This window comes from Planococcus donghaensis MPA1U2 (genome assembly GCF_000189395.1).
Classification (GTDB): domain Bacteria; phylum Bacillota; class Bacilli; order Bacillales_A; family Planococcaceae; genus Planococcus; species Planococcus donghaensis_B.
The window spans coordinates 1-16,774 of sequence record NZ_AEPB01000001.1 but is presented as its reverse complement, the minus strand read 5'-3'; the positions used below and the strand labels follow the sequence as shown (position 1 = coordinate 16,774).

Here is a 16,774-nt window from a genome sequence, read left to right as displayed (position 1 = left end):
TACCGATCACCCTTGTTGCTTTTATAACTAATGTTCCACGTGAAACATTAAGAGATTGGTGACTTGTTTGGAACTCCAGCTTTCCGCGGATATTTCTTTGGTGTTTCTTTGAATTTCTTAAATACTTGAATGTAACGCTCGCTTTCTTCTATTGGCAATAAGAAAGAATGTACGGTTTCTAGCTTTACACCTAGTTTTTGCAATGCTTTTTCTGCGTCATCTAATTCATCCGAAGCCGTGGCTGCTTTCATCGCTACAAAAACGCCACCTTTTTTAACAAGTGGGACACATAATTCAGCGAGTACCGATAATCTTGCTACTGCACGTGCTGTTACAACATCGTAGCTTTCACGATGCGAAGATTGTCCGAAATCTTCTGCTCTTGAGTGAACAAACTGAACTTTAGTTAATCCTAGTTCCCCACTTAAATGCTGAAGAAATTGAATGCGTTTGTTTAAAGAGTCCACTATCGTAACCTCAATATGGGGAAAACAAATTTTTAGTGGGATACTGGGGAATCCTGCACCGGCACCAACATCACAAATATTCATCGGTTTTGTGAAATCTAAATAAAATGCTGCAGTAATTGAGTCATAAAAATGCTTTAAATACACAGTCGTTTGTTCTGTAATGGCTGTAAGGTTCATCTTGTCGTTCCATTCAACTAGTTCTTTATGGTAGATCCGAAATTGCTCGAGCTGTGTATCGGTTAAGACGATCCCTTTTTCACTGAGGGCATCTTTAAACTGTTGTTCATTCAAACTGGCTTCCTCCCTCTTTCGTACTCTTATGTAAATTAAGAAATGGACTGGTGTGAGCCAGTCCATTCTATTGTCTAGCTTATGCCTTTAGTTACTTAAAGTTCAAAAGAAAAACTTTCGTCTTTCCTCTTTAAACAGAGATTTTTGCAATCTTTCCTTGTTCAATATACACCAATAAGATGGATATGTCAGCCGGATTTACACCAGAGATGCGAGATGCCTGCGCAATTGACAACGGGCGAACTTCTGCCAGCTTGCCGCGAGCTTCCGTCGCAATTCCAGAGATTGCATGATAATCGATGTTATCAGGAATCTTTTTGTTTTCCATTTTTTTGAGTTTATCCACTTGCATCAATGATTTCTCAATATAACCTTCATATTTGATATGAATTTCAACTTGTTCTTTTACTTCATCCTCTAGGTCTACAGGAGAAGCGGTTAACTGTGAAATCATGTCGTATGTCATTTCTGGACGCTTCAATAAATCCGCTCCACGAATGCCATCTTTTAATTCACTGCCCCCTGCATCGCGAATCGTTTGCTGGGTCGTTTCATTTGGCTTGATCATAACGCTTCTCAAGCGTTTAATTTCTTCTTCAATCCGCTCTTTTTTCGAAAGAAACTTCACATAACGATCTTCTTTTACCATACCGATAGCGTAACCTAGTTCAGTTAAACGCATGTCTGCATTGTCATGACGTAGCAATAAACGGTATTCAGCACGTGATGTTAACAAACGATAAGGTTCATTTGTGCCTTTTGTGACTAAATCATCGATCAATACACCGATATATGCATCCGAACGACTCAAGATGACTTCTTCTTTGCCCAACACTTTTGCTGCTGCGTTGATTCCCGCCATTAGTCCTTGACCCGCTGCTTCTTCGTAGCCAGATGTTCCGTTAATTTGACCTGCCGTATAAAGATTTTCGATTTGTTTCGACTCTAATGTTGGCCATAATTGCGTCGGCACAATGGCATCATACTCGATGGCATATCCTGCACGCATCATTTCAGCCTTCTCAAGCCCTGGAATCGATTCTAACAGCTTCCGCTGGACGTGTTCAGGTAAACTAGTTGAAAGGCCTTGTACGTAAACCTCACGCGTATTACGACCTTCTGGTTCTAAAAAGATTTGATGACGCGGTTTATCATTAAAACGCACCACTTTGTCTTCGATAGAAGGGCAATAACGCGGCCCCGTTCCTTTAATCATTCCAGAATACATTGGTGACAAATGAAGGTTGTCATCAATTACTTGATGTGTTTCTTCGTTTGTGTACGTTAACCAGCATGGTAATTGATCCGTAATGTATTCAGTCGTTTCGTAACTAAATGCACGTGGCACATCGTCTCCAGGCTGAATTTCCGTTTTGCTGTAATCAATGCTGTTACTGTTTACACGTGGAGGTGTTCCTGTTTTAAAACGAACTGTTTCAAAGCCTAGCTTCTCCAGGTTTTCTGCTAATTTAATGGAAGGTTGCTGATTATTCGGCCCGCTTGAATAACGCAGATCCCCAATAATGATTTCCCCACGCAAGAAAGTTCCTGTCGTAATTACGACAGAGTTCGCACGGTAAATGCCCCCTACTTGCGTAATCAGACCTTGAATTTTACCGTCTTCAACGATCAATTCTTCTGCAATTCCTTGGTGCAAGCTTAAGTTTGGCTCTTCTTCCATCAAGCGTTTCATTTCTTGTTGGTAAAGAACTTTATCGGCTTGTGCACGCAGTGCGCGAACAGCAGGTCCTTTAGCTGTATTCAACATTCTCATTTGAATGTGTGTTTTATCGATTACGCGCCCCATGGCTCCGCCAAGTGCGTCTATTTCACGTACGACTATGCCTTTTGCTGGTCCCCCAATAGATGGGTTACATGGCATAAATGCGATCATATCCAGATTCATCGTCAAAACAAGCGTTTTAGCGCCCATTCGCGCAGACGCAAGAGCAGCTTCCGCTCCTGCATGTCCGGCTCCTACAACGATGACATCGAACGTGCCTGCTTCGTATTGTGGCATGTTCGTTCATTCCCTTCGAGTTTTATTTCCCTAGACAGAACTGAGAGAACAATTGGTTTAAGAGGCCGTCATCTGCGGTATCTCCTATAATCTCACCAAGAAGTTCCCACGTTCGAGTAACATCAATTTGAATCATATCTACAGGAACCTCCATTTCAGCAGCTTCAATAGCGTCTGAAATGGTTTTATGTGCCTGATGCAGCAATGCAATGTGGCGCACATTGGATACATAGGTCATGTCCCCTGCTTCGATTTCTCCTTTGAAAAACAAAGCAGCAATCGCTTCTTCAAGCTGATCAATGCCTTCTTCTTCAACTAGCGAAGTTGTCACTAACAATTTATCGCCAGCTAACTTCTGCACTTGCTCCAAATCGATTTTCTGTGGCAAGTCGGTTTTATTGATCACGACAATATAGTCCATATCTTTAACCGTTTCAAACAACAGTTCATCTTCTGGCGTTAGCGCTTCTGCATAATTTAACACGTAAAGGATCAAATCAGCTTCTTTTAACACTTTTCTTGAACGTTCAACACCAATTCGCTCGACAATATCTTCTGTTTCACGAATCCCGGCTGTATCAACTAAACGCAATGGAACACCACGGACATTTACGTATTCCTCTATTATATCACGGGTAGTTCCCGCTATTTCTGTGACAATTGCTTTATTTTCTTGAACAAGGCTGTTTAAAAGCGAAGATTTTCCGACATTGGGACGTCCTAGAATGACGGTAGAAAGCCCTTCTCTTAAAATTTTCCCTTGTGAAGAGGTTTGCAACAATTTCTCAATTTCTGAACGAACCCATTTCGATTTTTCCAACATAATTGGACGGGTCATTTCTTCCACGTCGTCATATTCTGGATAATCGATATTTACTTCCATTTGAGCAATCGACTCTAGTAAGGCTTGACGCAATGTGCCAATTAACTTTGACAACTTGCCTTCCATTTGATTGAGCGCAACATCCATGGCACGATCCGTTTTTGCACGAATCAAGTCCATAACCGCTTCTGCTTGAGACAAATCGATTCGGCCATTTAAAAATGCTCGTTTCGTAAACTCACCTGGTTCCGCAAGTCTTGCTCCTGCACGTAGTACCAATTCAAGCACTCGGTTTACCGAAACAATTCCACCATGGCAGTTGATTTCAATAACATCTTCACGGGTGAAGGTTTTGGGTGCTTTCATGAGTGATACCATTACTTCTTCCGCGATTTCTCCTGTCGCTGGATCTTCAAGATGCCCATAATGGATAGTATGAGTTGCTTGAGAAGCTAACGCTTTATTGCTTGGAGCCCGGAACAGTTTGTCTGCAATTGCAACAGCTTCAGGACCGCTCAAGCGGACAATTGCGATTGCTCCCTCTCCACTCGGTGTCGATATGGCAGCGATTGTGTCGAATTCCATGATGTTCCCTCCTCTTAAGAAAAGCAGCACTTTTTACTCTGTGGATAACAATCAGAGCATGAGCGCGGCTTGATTACAAAAATATATAGTCTTTTCTTTATTTTTTGCTTAAAAAAAGTTGTCCACATGTGGACAACCAGTAAATGCACATGGCTTTCTAACATACTACAATAGCATAAAGCATTTGAAATCGAAAGACACAGTGCTTCATATTGCTAAATTTCGTTAATTTGGCATAAAAAAAACCCGCCTAGATGGCGAGTTTTTTATTTATGAGGTTCGATAACAAGGTATCGGTTCGGATCTTTGCCTTCAGAATACGTATCGATGTCTAAACGTCTTGATAAAGTTTGATGGATCACTTTTCGTTCATAAGATGGCATTGGTTCAAATTGAACACGGCCACCCGTCCGAATTGCTTTATCCGCCATACGATCCGCTAATTGTTCCAGCGTTTCTTGACGTCGTTCACGATAATTTTCCGCATCTAATTGAATCATCATAAATTGATTTGAATATTTATTGGCAACGAGTTGAGCTAATTGTTGAAGAGAATTCAAGGTTTGCCCTCTTTTTCCGATCAACATGGCTACTTTTTCGCTTTCCAGATAAAAATTAACTTTTTTATTGCCTCGCTTTTCATGAGTAATCGATAAATCATCAATTTTCATGTCTTTCGCGATGGATAAGATGTAATTTTTCGTTTCTTGAATTGCTTTGTCATTTGAAAGAGCAGGAATTTCTTCCTCTTTTTCTTCTTCAATCGACATTACAGGTGTTTCAAGAATTTCAGTAGCTGATTCTTTTGGCGTCTGCTGTTCAGTGGCTATTGTTTTTTCAATAACAGTAACTTCAACTTCTGCTTTTTTGGCACCAAAACCGAAAAATCCTTTTTTCTCTTCTTGAATTACGTTAATGCTTACTTCTTCACGTGTAACTTGGAGTCTTTCTAATGCTTCAGATATCGCTTTTTCAACAGTTAAACCCGTTTGCGTAATCTGTTTCACTTTTTAGCCCCTCCTGCTTTCGTTTTAACAGGCTCTTGTACATCTTTTTTCTCCCACGGACGATAAATTACCAAATTTTGGATTAATGAAATGATATTTCCGATAACCCAATACAATGTTAGTGCGGAAGGTAATACAATACCAAATCCAATGATCATCACTGGCATGAAATACATCATAATCCGCATTTGAGGATTGTCCATCGCTGGTCCCGTACGCAAAACAACGAATTGCATTAATCCGGCAATAACCGCCAAAATAATACTTGGTTCTGCAAGTGGGAAAATAAGAAACGATCCTAAATCGATTTCTGGTGTATTGTTCATACGGCTAATTGCGTGATAAAAACCAATTAGCACAGGCATTTGAATAACTACAGGCAAACAACCTGCCATTGGGTTAACGCCTTTTTCTTGGAACAATGCCATCATTTCTTTTTGGTATTTCTGTTGTGTTACCGCATCTTTAGACTTGTATTTTTCTTTTAGCTTAACAAGTTCAGGTTGTACTTCTTGCATACGTTTTGAACTTTTCGTTTGTTTGACCATTAACGGCAACATAACTAATCGAATAATAATTGTTACTGCGATAATCCCAAAACCATAAGTTCCTAATAACCCTTTAAAGTATGTGATAGTGGAAACCAATGGCCAAACGATAAATTCATTCCAAAAACCTTCACTTTGGTCACTGATCGGCTGATCAAACTCGGTACAGCCAGAAAGCAGCAAGGTTACTGCAATCAGTGAAATAAGTAAAATTAATTTCTTATTCACCCTTTTTCCCCCAAACTAATCTCAATTACTTCTATAATAACATCTATTTTACGTAATCTTCTACTTCCTCGGTAATGTACGGGCAATTTTCAATACATGTTCGAGACTTTTCTTACTTTCGTGAAAATCCAATGTGGCCGCCTGTGGTCGGGCGATAATAATGTAGTCCGCATTTGGCAATAAATCATCTTTCAATTCCAAGAAAGTTTGCCTTATGTAACGCTTAATGCGATTACGTGCTACTGCGTTTCCAACTTTCTTGCTGACAGAAAGCCCAACGCGAAATTCAGGTTGCTCGTTTTTTAATACATAAACGATAAACTGCCGATTCGCAAAAGATTTTCCTTTTTTAAAGATGTGTTGGAACTCTTTGTTCTTCTTGATCCGTTGATCTTTATTCATTCTTTCACCTGCTTATTTTACTACTTCCCGCTCAAAACGAGCAGAAAAGAAAAAAAAGACCACTGATGCGGTCAGTGGACTTAAGCTGATAATACTTTTCTTCCTTTACGACGACGTGCTGCGATAACGCGGCGTCCGTTCTTTGTGCTCATACGTGCTCTAAAGCCGTGTACTTTGCTGTGTTTACGTGTATTTGGTTGGTATGTGCGTAATGTCATATATGACACCTCCTATATTGAGAGTTAACTATTTTTCTAAAGACAGTCTCGACTATTATAAAGGTGCAACGCCATAAATGTCAATGTCTCACGAAAAAAACACCTGAATTCCAGACGATAGACAAAGTCTTACTAAACTAAATCGTGATGTCTAATCTCACAGTGATCGCCACTGAAAGGCTTTTAGCTTCGATCAATGTGAGATTTCTAGGTATGCTCCCATTAAAAGATTTTTCCTACTCCCTCTCCAATCCGCAGCAGCTAGTGGCGACTCCTGTACTTCGTCTGCTTAGTGCAAAGAATTCCATATGCATATGAAAATTATATAAGTATTCTTTTGTCCATAAATTGCTCCATTTACTTTCTTTCCTTTTTGCTAAGTTATACACAATTCTTCTTTTTTTCTCTTAATCTCCTGTTTACTCTTTTTTTCCGAAAAATAATTATCCACATGCCTTATCTACAGTTTTTTAACATACAAACCCCTTGTGGATAGATTAATTGTGCAGAAAAAAAGATATGTGGATAACTTAAAGAACTTCTTGTATTGTCTACTCTTTTTTGGTAACATTAACTTGTTTTCACTTGTTAACAATTTTCAACTCAAATAAGTTATCCACAAATTGTGGGTAAGGTGTGGACAGTTATTCACCAGCTTGTTTATGAATGTTATCCACAAGCTGTGATTTTGTGTATGATATACTTTAAAATATCGTTAAATATAAAGGAGACGAGCTATTGGAACACTTAGACGAATTATGGTCAAGTGTCTTAGCCCAAGTTGAAACCAAAATCTCCAAACCGAGTTTTGAAACGTGGTTAAAATCGACAAAGCTTTTATCCTATCAGGATGATACAGTCACTATTTCAGCGCCTAATTCTTTTGCACGTGATTGGTTGGAAAACCATTATGTGCATTTGATCACCGGGATTTTATCAGATACTACCGGCGATGATATGATGATTAAATTTGTTGTGCCTAAAGATCAGGATATGGATGATTTTCAACTTCCTGCGCCTCGCGTTAAACCGGGACAAGACCAGCAGCACGAGTTTTTACCTGGCATGCTGAATCCAAAATACACGTTTGATACATTTGTAATTGGTTCAGGTAACCGTTTCGCACACGCCGCTTCTTTGGCTGTGGCCGAAGCGCCAGCAAAAGCTTATAACCCGCTGTTTATCTATGGGGGAGTAGGACTTGGCAAGACACATTTAATGCATGCAATTGGACATTATGTCCTCGAACACAATCCAAACGCGAAAGTCGTTTATTTATCTTCGGAAAAATTTACGAACGAATTTATCAATTCGATTCGCGACAATAAAACAGGTGAATTCCGTGACAAATATAGAAGTGTCGACATTCTTTTAATCGATGATATTCAATTTTTAGCGGGCAAAGAACAAACTCAAGAAGAGTTTTTCCATACCTTTAACACATTGCACGAAGAGTCAAAGCAAATCATCATTTCAAGTGATCGGCCGCCAAAAGAGATTCCAACACTGGAAGATCGGCTTCGCTCTCGCTTTGAATGGGGCTTGATCACAGATATTACGCCGCCAGATTTAGAAACACGAATCGCTATTTTACGCAAAAAAGCAAAAGCGGATGGACTTGATATTCCGAATGATGTGATGACGTATATTGCAAATTCGATTGACTCAAATATTCGTGAACTTGAAGGCGCATTGATCCGAGTTGTGGCTTATTCTTCTTTAATCAACCGAGACATGAGTGCAGAACTCGCTTCAGAAGCATTAAAAGACATTATGCCTAACTCAAAACCAAAAGTTATTACAATTTTAGACATTCAAAACGCTGTTGGTGAGCAATTCAACGTTAAATTAGAAGATTTTAAAACAAAACGCCGTACGAAAGATATTGCTTATCCACGCCAAGTTGCTATGTACTTGTCACGTGAGATGACGGATTTCTCGCTGCCTAAAATAGGCGAAGAATTTGGTGGACGTGATCATACGACAGTTATTCACGCCCACGACAAAATTTCTAAAATGTTAACGGATAATCAGCAGCTTCAGCAAGACGTCAAGGACATCAAAAGTGCGCTTGGCAAGTAAAAATGATTGTGGATAAACCCATAAATCATCAAGCAGTTTATGCACAGGCTGTCTACATGTGGATAAACTGCTTTTATTGACTTTTTAAGGCTTATCCACATATTCACAGGCCCTACTACTACTATTACTTTAAAAGCCCTTAAATAAAATATATATATAAGCGAGGTTCGAGAATGAAATTCGAGATAAAACGTGAGCGATTAGTTGAAGGATTAAACGATGTAATGAAAGCAGTAAGTTCAAAAACGACCATTCCGATTTTAACGGGAATTAAAATGGATGTTTCTTCAGAAGGAATGAGATTAACAGGAAGTGATTCCGATATCACAATCCAAACATTTATTCCTGCAGAAGAAGATGGGGAACAAATCATCCAAGTTACTAATGGAGGAAGTATTGTTCTTCAAGCAAAAGTTTTCGGAGAAATCATTCGTAAGTTACCGACAAACGAAGTTGAAATTGAAATTACAGGAAACTTTCAAACACATATCCGTTCAGGAAAGTCAGAGTTCCATTTAATCGGCTTAGACGCAATGGATTATCCACAATTGCCTGATATTCAGGACGATCGTTTGTTTACCATTCCAGCAGATCTATTAAAAACAATTAACCGTGAAACGGTATTTGCTGTTTCAAGTTCAGAAACACGTCCTGTACTAACAGGCGTTCATTGGGAAGTGAAAGATGGGGAATTAGTTTGTGTTGCAACAGATAGTCACCGTCTAGCTCGTCGCAAAACAAAACTTGAAACATTGCCAGAAGGGGAATACAGTGTTGTTATTCCAGGGAAAAGCTTAACTGAGCTCAACAAAATCCTTGATGACACTTCTGAAGCTGTTGAAATCGTGATGACGAACCAACAAGTATTGTTCAAGTCAAAGCATATTCTTTTCTTTTCTCGTCTATTAGAAGGCAACTATCCAGATACAAGTCGTTTAATTCCAGCGGAATACAAAACAACGGTAACTGTAAACGGACGTTCACTTTTGCAAGCAATCGATCGTGCATCGCTATTAGCTAGAGAAGAACGCAATAATGTTGTACGCTTTTCTGCAAAAGAGGGTACTGATGTTGAAGTTTCTTCTAATTCACCTGAAGTTGGTAAAGTAGAAGAGCAGCTGCAAGCTCAAAGTATCGAAGGCGAAGAACTGAAAATCTCATTTAGTGCTAAATTTATGATGGATGCACTTAAAGCGATTGATGGACAAGATGTGGTAATTCAATTTACTGGAGCTATGCGTCCATTTATTTTGAAATCAGCATTAGATGACTCAATTTTACAGTTGATTCTTCCTGTCCGAACATATTAAAAACAAAACAAACCCTCAGGATAGCCATATAGGCTATCCTTTTTTACTTTTTAGCTAAAATAGGGTAAAATAGAGGGATAGACTATGAATCGAAGGATGAGTGCATTTTGAGAGAAATCGGGATTGAGACGGAATATATAACATTAGGACAATTGTTAAAAATGACGGACACAATAAGTTCAGGCGGAATGGCAAAATGGTTTTTAAGTGAACACGAAGTTTTTGTAAACGGTGAAGCAGAAAATCGCAGAGGACGTAAATTGCGTGCAAGCGATCTTGTAAATATTCCAGGGTTTGGAGATTTTCGTATCGTGACGGCTGAAGGCATGAGCTTCGATGCGGATTGACCGCCTTGAGCTTGTCAATTATCGAAACTACGAATCATTAGAACTGGAATTTTCTCCAGAAATTAATGTCTTTATAGGGGAAAATGCGCAAGGCAAAACCAATGTCATGGAATCTCTTTATGTGTTATCTATGGCAAAATCGCATCGCACCTCTAATGATAAAGAATTGATACGTTGGGATGCTGATTATGGTAAAATTAAAGCTGATGTTTTCCGTAAATACGGCAAACTACCCCTTGAAATCACCTTGTCAAAAAAAGGGAAGAAAGCGAAAGTTAATCATTTAGAACAACGCAGGCTGAGTGATTATATTGGCCAATTGAATGTTGTCATGTTTGCTCCAGAGGATCTTCATCTTGTAAAAGGAAGTCCACAAGTGCGCAGACGGTTTATTGACATGGAAATTGGACAGATCTCTCCGGTTTATTTACACGATTTAGTAAATTATCAAAAACTCCTCAAACAAAGAAATCATATATTGAAACAACATTATGGAAAACAAACCATTAATGACGTCATGTTCGAAGTTTATACAGAACAATTTATCGAAGCGGCTGTCAAAATTATACGCAAGCGGTATCAGTTTATGGAGCTTTTGCAAAAATGGGCTGAACCGATTCATCACGGCATTTCTCGGGGGCTCGAACAACTTCAAATCCGCTATCAACCGATTAGCGGTTTAAAGCCTGAATGGACGCCTGAAGAAATGGCGTCTTTTTTAGAGCAGAAACTGATAGAAGTGCGCAAACGAGAAATTGAACGTGGGGTGACGCTTGTTGGACCACATCGAGACGAACTGCAATTTTTTGTAAATGGTTACGATGTTCAAACTTACGGTTCACAAGGTCAGCAGCGCACAACTGCTTTATCGTTGAAGTTAGCTGAAATTGAGTTGATCAAGCAAGAAGTTGGAGAAGCACCCGTGCTATTGCTTGATGATGTATTGTCTGAACTAGATGATTATCGACAATCCCATTTGTTAAATACGATTAAAGGATCAGTTCAAACATTTGTCACCACAACTAGTGTTGAAGGCATACAACATGAAACAATTCAAAATGCGCGTCTTTTCGAAGTTTCACACGGCACTGTAACAAAGTAAAAACACTTTAATATATCGATATAACGTTGATTGTGAATAGATACGGTTATGAAATGCGTAAGAAAGAGCAGGTGAATGGAATGGCTATGGAAGAAAAAGGTCTACAAGAATCATATGAAGCAAGTCAGATTCAAGTATTAGAAGGATTAGAAGCGGTTCGTAAAAGACCAGGTATGTATATAGGATCTACAGGTGCACGAGGGCTACACCATTTAGTTTGGGAAATTGTTGATAATAGTATCGATGAGGCATTAGCTGGTCATTGTACAGAAATCCGTGTATCGATCGAACCGGACAACTGGATTCGTGTAGAAGATAATGGACGTGGAATTCCTGTTGGGATGCAAGAGAAAATGGGCCGTCCAGCAGTAGAAGTTATTATGACGGTACTCCATGCAGGCGGTAAATTTGGCGGCGGCGGTTATAAAGTATCCGGCGGTCTTCATGGTGTAGGGGCTTCTGTAGTAAACGCTTTGTCTGAAACAACTGAAGTATATGTAAATCGTGACGAAAAAAGACATTATATTAAATTTGAACGAGGAGCGGTAACTGAAGAACTGAATGTAATTGGAGATTCAGATCACACAGGGACAACCATCCGTTTTAAAGCAGATGCAGAAATTTTCAAAGAAACTACCGTTTATGAATTTGATATTTTAGACCATCGCTTGCGTGAACTTGCTTACTTAAACCGTGGTTTGAAAATTGTGGTGAAAGACGAGCGCGAAGGCGAAGAAAAAGAAAAAATCTACCATTTCGAAGGCGGCATAAAGTCGTATGTCGAACATTTAAATAAATCGAAAGATCCACTTCATGAAGAAGCTATTTTTGTTGAAGCGGAAAGAGATGGAATTACTGTTGAAGTTGCGATGCAATACAATGCGGGCTATGCAGCAAATATTTTCTCTTTTGCCAATAACATTAATACGCACGAAGGCGGGACACATGAATCTGGATTTAAAACGGCTTTAACACGTGTAGTTAATGATTATGGTCGTAAAAAAAGCATGTTAAAAGAACAAGATCTTAATTTAACTGGAGATGACGTGCGCGAAGGGTTAACAGCCATTATTTCGGTTAAACACCCAGATCCACAATTTGAAGGTCAGACAAAAACTAAATTAGGCAATACGGAAGTTAGCACCATCGTCAATAATTTGTTCTCAAATGGATTTGAACGATTCTTATTAGAGAATCCTGCCGTTTCGAAAAAGATTGTTGAAAAAGGGATTATGGCTTCTCATGCACGAATGGCCGCTAAAAAAGCGCGTGAATTCACACGCCGTAAATCGGTGTTAGAAGTTTCGAGTCTTCCAGGTAAGCTCGCCGATTGTTCATCGCGTGATCCGAAAATCAGTGAAATTTATATCGTTGAGGGTGATTCGGCTGGTGGTTCAGCAAAATCAGGCCGTGATCGTCATTTCCAAGCAATTTTACCGTTGCGTGGTAAAATCTTAAACGTTGAAAAAGCACGACTAGACCGCATTCTGACTAATGACGAAATTCGCAATATCATTACCGCATTAGGCACTGGAATCGGCGAAGAATTCAACCTTGAAAAAGCTCGTTACCATAAAATCGTTATTATGACAGATGCCGATGTTGATGGAGCGCACATTCGTACATTGTTATTAACATTCCTTTTCCGTTATATGCGCCCATTGCTTGAAGCTGGTTATATTTATATTGCTCAGCCTCCATTGTTCCAAATCAAACAAGGGAAGCATGTAGAATATGTCTACACAGACGCACAATTAAAAACAGCACTTGAAAACTTATCTCCAACGCCAAAACCAAACATTCAGCGTTATAAAGGGTTAGGAGAAATGAATGCAACGCAATTATGGGACACAACAATGGATCCAGATGTTCGTACATTGTTGCAAGTCACATTAAACGATGCGATGGTCGCAGACGAAACTTTCCATATTTTAATGGGAGATGAAGTTGAACCACGCCGTAACTTTATTGAAGAAAATGCGAAATACGTTAAAAACTTGGACGTTTAAGTGATATAGAGTTGAGAGGAGGCTGCGGATATGGCTGAACGGCCGAGCAGTGGTGTTGAAGAAATAAATATAAGTACAGAAATGCGGACTTCCTTTTTAGATTATGCGATGAGTGTTATTGTGTCCCGTGCCTTACCGGATGTACGTGATGGATTAAAACCAGTTCATCGCCGCATTCTTTATGCAATGCATGATTTAGGAATTACAGCAGATAAAGGCTATAAAAAATCAGCGCGTATCGTCGGAGATGTAATTGGTAAATACCATCCTCACGGTGACTCAGCTGTTTATGAAACCATGGTTCGTATGGCGCAAGATTTTAGTTACCGCTATATGCTTGTTGACGGACACGGTAACTTCGGGTCAGTTGATGGAGATTCTGCGGCAGCAATGCGTTATACAGAATCCAAAATGTCAAAAATTTCGATGGAATTATTACGTGATTTAAATAAAAATACGGTTGATTATCGCGATAACTATGATGGCCAAGAAAAAGAACCAATCGTATTGCCAAGTCGATTCCCAAACCTTTTAGTAAACGGTACTTCAGGGATCGCTGTTGGTATGGCGACGAATATTCCGCCACACCATTTAGGTGAAACAATTGATGCGGTTTTGGCACTTGCTGATAATCCGGCAATCACAACTGAAGAACTAATGGAACATATTGAAGGACCTGATTTCCCGACTGGTGGTATTATCCTCGGCCGTAGCGGGATTCGTCGCGCTTACGAAACAGGGAAAGGTTCTGTTTTAATTCGTTCTGTTGTAGATATTGAAACAAAACCAAATGGCAAAGAAGTCATTATCGTTAACGAAATTCCTTTCCAAGTCAATAAAGCTCGATTGATTGAAAAAATCGCAGAACTTGTGCGTGACAAGAAAATCGACGGCATTACTGATTTACGCGATGAGTCTGACCGTAACGGCATGCGTATCGTCATCGAAGTTCGCAGAGATGCCAGTGCAAGTGTTCTTTTAAATAATTTATATAAACAAACGGCGATGCAAACGAGCTTTGGTCTTAACATGCTGGCACTTGTCGATGGCCGACCAAAAGTGCTGAGCTTAAAAGAAATTCTCTTCCATTACCTTGAGCATCAAAAAGTGGTTATTCGTCGTCGTACACAATTCGAATTGACGAAAGCAGAAGACCGTGCTCATATTTTGGAAGGTTTACGAATTGCCTTAGACCATATTGATGCCATTATTGCGTTGATCCGTGGATCTCAAACGGCAGAACAAGCGCGCAATGGCTTAATGACGGATTTCAATTTAACAGAACGCCAATCTCAAGCCATTTTAGACATGCGTTTGCAACGTTTAACTGGGTTGGAAAGAGATAAAATTGAAGAAGAATATCAAGCATTAGTGAAATTAATCGAAGAATTAAGATATATTCTTGCAAATGAATACCGCATTCTTGAAATCATTAAAGAAGAAATGCTTGAAATTAAAGACCGTTTTAGCGATAAGCGTAGAACTGAAATTACGACTGGCGGAGCGGAAATGTTTGAAGATGAAGATTTGATTCCAGTGGAAGCAACGGTATTAACACTGACTCATAACGGGTATATCAAACGTTTGCCGGCGAACACTTACCGTAGTCAAAAACGTGGTGGACGTGGTGTACAAGGAATGGGCACAAACGAAGACGATTTCGTTGAACATTTATTGTATACGTCGACTCATGACACAATCTTGTTCTTTACAAACAAAGGGAAAGTATACCGTAAAAAAGGATATCAAATTCCTGAATACGGCCGTACTGCCAAAGGCTTACCATTGGTCAACCTTCTGGAAATTAGTAAAGAAGAGAAAGTTACAGCTGTTATTCGTGTGAAAGAATTTAAAGAAGACTCATTCTTCTTCTTTACAACACGCGAAGGGCTCAGCAAACGGACACCTGTAACGAATTACGCCAACATCCGTCAAAACGGTTTGATTGCAATCAGTCTTCGTGAAGAAGATGAACTCATTTCAGTTAAACTAACAGACGGCACTAAGGAAATGGTCATCGGTACTAAAGATGGTGCGTTGATTCGCTTCCCAGAAACCGATATTCGCAGCATGGGCCGAACAGCTAGTGGAGTTCGCGGTATTCGTCTACGTGAAGGCGATGCAGTAGTCGGTATGGAGATTTTAGACCCTAACGACAATGTGTTGGTTATTACGGAGAAAGGATATGGTAAGCAGACAAAAGAATCTGAGTACCGTGTTCAATCTCGTGGTGGTATGGGGATCAAGACGTGTCAGATTACAGACAAAAACGGACCACTTGTTGCAGTGCGAACTGTTAATGGCACAGAAGATATCATGCTGATCACGGTTAATGGTATTTTAATTCGTATGGACGTTAATGATATTTCAACTACAGGTAGAAGCACACAAGGCGTTCGTTTAATTCGATTAGGCGATGACGAAGTAGTAGCAACTGTAGCTAAAGTCAAAAAAGATATCGACGTGCCTGAAGAATTAGAAGACGACAACACAGAAACAACAATCAACGAAAACGCTGAAGCAAATGAAAGTGTTGCAAACGATCAAGTTGATTCTATAGAAGAAACTCCAGAAGAAGACGGAGAATAAGTTCAAGCCCCTTGATTTAATCAAGGGGCTTTTATTGTGTAGAAATTCATGATGAGTGGCCACCGCAATGAAAGAGAGGCGTGAATCTTTCTAAGCTTAAGAGCGAGCAGCTAATTAACGAATAGAGGATCAATATTTTGGAGCGACCGGGTATGTGCGAAAGAAACTTGGAGAGCAATGACAAAAAAAGAGCAGCGATTTTTTATTTGCAAAAATTGTTTGAGCCCTACTAACTTAATAGGCGGATAATTAAAACGACTATTCGTTTAAAAAGATTTAGCTTAGTTAGTTGGACCAGTGAAAAAGGGATTTATAGAAAAACACTTTTAAAAGTAGAGCTCGAGATTTAAAAGAGCGCCACTGATTTTGCTAAATCATTTACAAAGCATTTATTGAAGAAACGCTTTACTTAGAAGTTAGATATTCAATTAGTTAGGCGTGTATTTTGAGATGAGTTTTAAGATAAGTAATTTCCGATAATAAATTAGCTCGGTTCTTTGTTGTATTATAAAAACGCAGAGAAGTAAATAAGACAAGAAAATCAAGTGATACCATGGGTTCGAGTGATCTTCGATAGATAGCTATCTCTATTAAAACGACCGTATAGAGATGGAAATCCTTATTTCGAAATAGACTTATTTTATAAAACTAAAGATTTCTTTGCATAAAGTGTTGACTCTTATATATCAGCATGGTATATTAGTTGAGTCGCCAATGAGCGCGACAAACAAAACGAAACAAAC

General features: G+C 39.3%; 13 protein-coding genes. 6 read left to right on the top strand and 7 right to left on the bottom strand.

Annotated elements, in window-relative coordinates; genetic code table 11:
• Positions 1–47: 47 nt before the first annotated feature.
• The 7 genes from rsmG to rpmH all read right to left on the bottom strand — a co-directional run bounded on the left by rsmG (position 48) and on the right by rpmH (position 6,592).
• A complete protein-coding gene (rsmG, locus tag GPDM_RS00065) occupies positions 48–761 on the bottom strand; it encodes a 16S rRNA (guanine(527)-N(7))-methyltransferase RsmG (protein WP_008427698.1) in 714 nt (237 codons plus the stop codon).
• A gap of 130 nt (positions 762–891) precedes the next feature.
• Positions 892–2,781 carry a tRNA uridine-5-carboxymethylaminomethyl(34) synthesis enzyme MnmG gene (mnmG, locus tag GPDM_RS00060; RefSeq protein WP_008427696.1) on the bottom strand — a complete coding sequence of 630 codons (1,890 nt, stop codon included), beginning with the start codon at positions 2,779–2,781 and terminating at the stop codon, positions 892–894.
• A gap of 22 nt (positions 2,782–2,803) precedes the next feature.
• Positions 2,804–4,189, bottom strand: a complete 1,386-nt coding sequence (gene mnmE / locus GPDM_RS00055) for a tRNA uridine-5-carboxymethylaminomethyl(34) synthesis GTPase MnmE (RefSeq protein WP_008427690.1) — start codon at positions 4,187–4,189, stop codon at positions 2,804–2,806.
• Between the two features lie 266 nt (positions 4,190–4,455).
• On the bottom strand, positions 4,456–5,196 hold the full coding sequence (gene jag, locus GPDM_RS00050; RefSeq protein WP_008427684.1) for an RNA-binding cell elongation regulator Jag/EloR: 741 nt from the start codon (positions 5,194–5,196) through the stop codon (positions 4,456–4,458).
• On the bottom strand, positions 5,193–5,972 hold the full coding sequence (gene yidC / locus GPDM_RS00045) for a membrane protein insertase YidC (RefSeq protein WP_008427683.1): 780 nt from the start codon (positions 5,970–5,972) through the stop codon (positions 5,193–5,195). Before yidC ends, jag begins: the two co-directional genes overlap by 4 nt.
• Before the next feature lie 60 nt (positions 5,973–6,032).
• Entirely contained in the window at positions 6,033–6,374 is a 342-nt protein-coding gene (gene rnpA, locus GPDM_RS00040; protein ID WP_008427682.1) for a ribonuclease P protein component, read from the bottom strand.
• Between the two features lie 80 nt (positions 6,375–6,454).
• Positions 6,455–6,592 (bottom strand): 50S ribosomal protein L34, encoded by a 138-nt coding sequence (gene rpmH, locus GPDM_RS00035; RefSeq protein ID WP_006830546.1) that lies wholly within the window; start codon positions 6,590–6,592, stop codon positions 6,455–6,457.
• Between the two features lie 738 nt (positions 6,593–7,330).
• Here rpmH and dnaA point away from each other — a divergent pair.
• The 6 genes from dnaA (at position 7,331) to gyrA (ending at position 16,031) form a co-directional block, all read left to right on the top strand.
• Positions 7,331–8,674, top strand: coding sequence for a chromosomal replication initiator protein DnaA (gene dnaA, locus GPDM_RS00030; RefSeq protein WP_008427678.1), 1,344 nt, complete (start codon positions 7,331–7,333; stop codon positions 8,672–8,674).
• 173 nt (positions 8,675–8,847) lie between these two features.
• The gene (gene dnaN / locus GPDM_RS00025; RefSeq protein WP_008427675.1) at positions 8,848–9,984 is read left to right on the top strand and encodes a DNA polymerase III subunit beta; all 1,137 of its coding nucleotides are present in this window, start codon (positions 8,848–8,850) and stop codon (positions 9,982–9,984) included.
• A gap of 107 nt (positions 9,985–10,091) precedes the next feature.
• Entirely contained in the window at positions 10,092–10,331 is a 240-nt protein-coding gene (yaaA, locus tag GPDM_RS00020) for a S4 domain-containing protein YaaA (RefSeq protein ID WP_008427673.1), read from the top strand.
• Positions 10,321–11,433: a DNA replication/repair protein RecF gene (recF, locus tag GPDM_RS00015; RefSeq protein ID WP_008427671.1), complete on the top strand. Its 1,113-nt coding sequence runs from the start codon at positions 10,321–10,323 to the stop codon at positions 11,431–11,433. The genes yaaA and recF overlap by 11 nt, the downstream gene beginning before the upstream one ends.
• A gap of 80 nt (positions 11,434–11,513) precedes the next feature.
• The gene (gyrB, locus tag GPDM_RS00010; RefSeq protein WP_008427668.1) at positions 11,514–13,442 is read left to right on the top strand and encodes a DNA topoisomerase (ATP-hydrolyzing) subunit B; all 1,929 of its coding nucleotides are present in this window, start codon (positions 11,514–11,516) and stop codon (positions 13,440–13,442) included.
• A 30-nt stretch (positions 13,443–13,472) separates the two neighbouring features.
• Entirely contained in the window at positions 13,473–16,031 is a 2,559-nt protein-coding gene (gene gyrA, locus GPDM_RS00005; protein WP_008427666.1) for a DNA gyrase subunit A, read from the top strand.
• Positions 16,032–16,774: the final 743 nt, after the last annotated feature.

Bases quoted from the DNA above. Each gene is read 5' to 3' on its own strand.
- mnmG (WP_008427696.1), bottom strand. From the start codon at position 2,781: ATGCCACAATACGAAGCAGGCACGTTCGATGTCATCGTTGTAGGAGCC.
- recF (WP_008427671.1), top strand. From the start codon at position 10,321: ATGCGGATTGACCGCCTTGAGCTTGTCAATTATCGAAACTACGAATCA.
- dnaN (WP_008427675.1), top strand. From the start codon at position 8,848: ATGAAATTCGAGATAAAACGTGAGCGATTAGTTGAAGGATTAAACGAT.
- gyrB (WP_008427668.1), top strand. From the start codon at position 11,514: ATGGCTATGGAAGAAAAAGGTCTACAAGAATCATATGAAGCAAGTCAG.
- gyrA (WP_008427666.1), top strand. From the start codon at position 13,473: ATGGCTGAACGGCCGAGCAGTGGTGTTGAAGAAATAAATATAAGTACA.
- rpmH (WP_006830546.1), bottom strand. From the start codon at position 6,592: ATGACATTACGCACATACCAACCAAATACACGTAAACACAGCAAAGTA.
- rnpA (WP_008427682.1), bottom strand. From the start codon at position 6,374: ATGAATAAAGATCAACGGATCAAGAAGAACAAAGAGTTCCAACACATC.
- mnmE (WP_008427690.1), bottom strand. From the start codon at position 4,189: ATGGAATTCGACACAATCGCTGCCATATCGACACCGAGTGGAGAGGGA.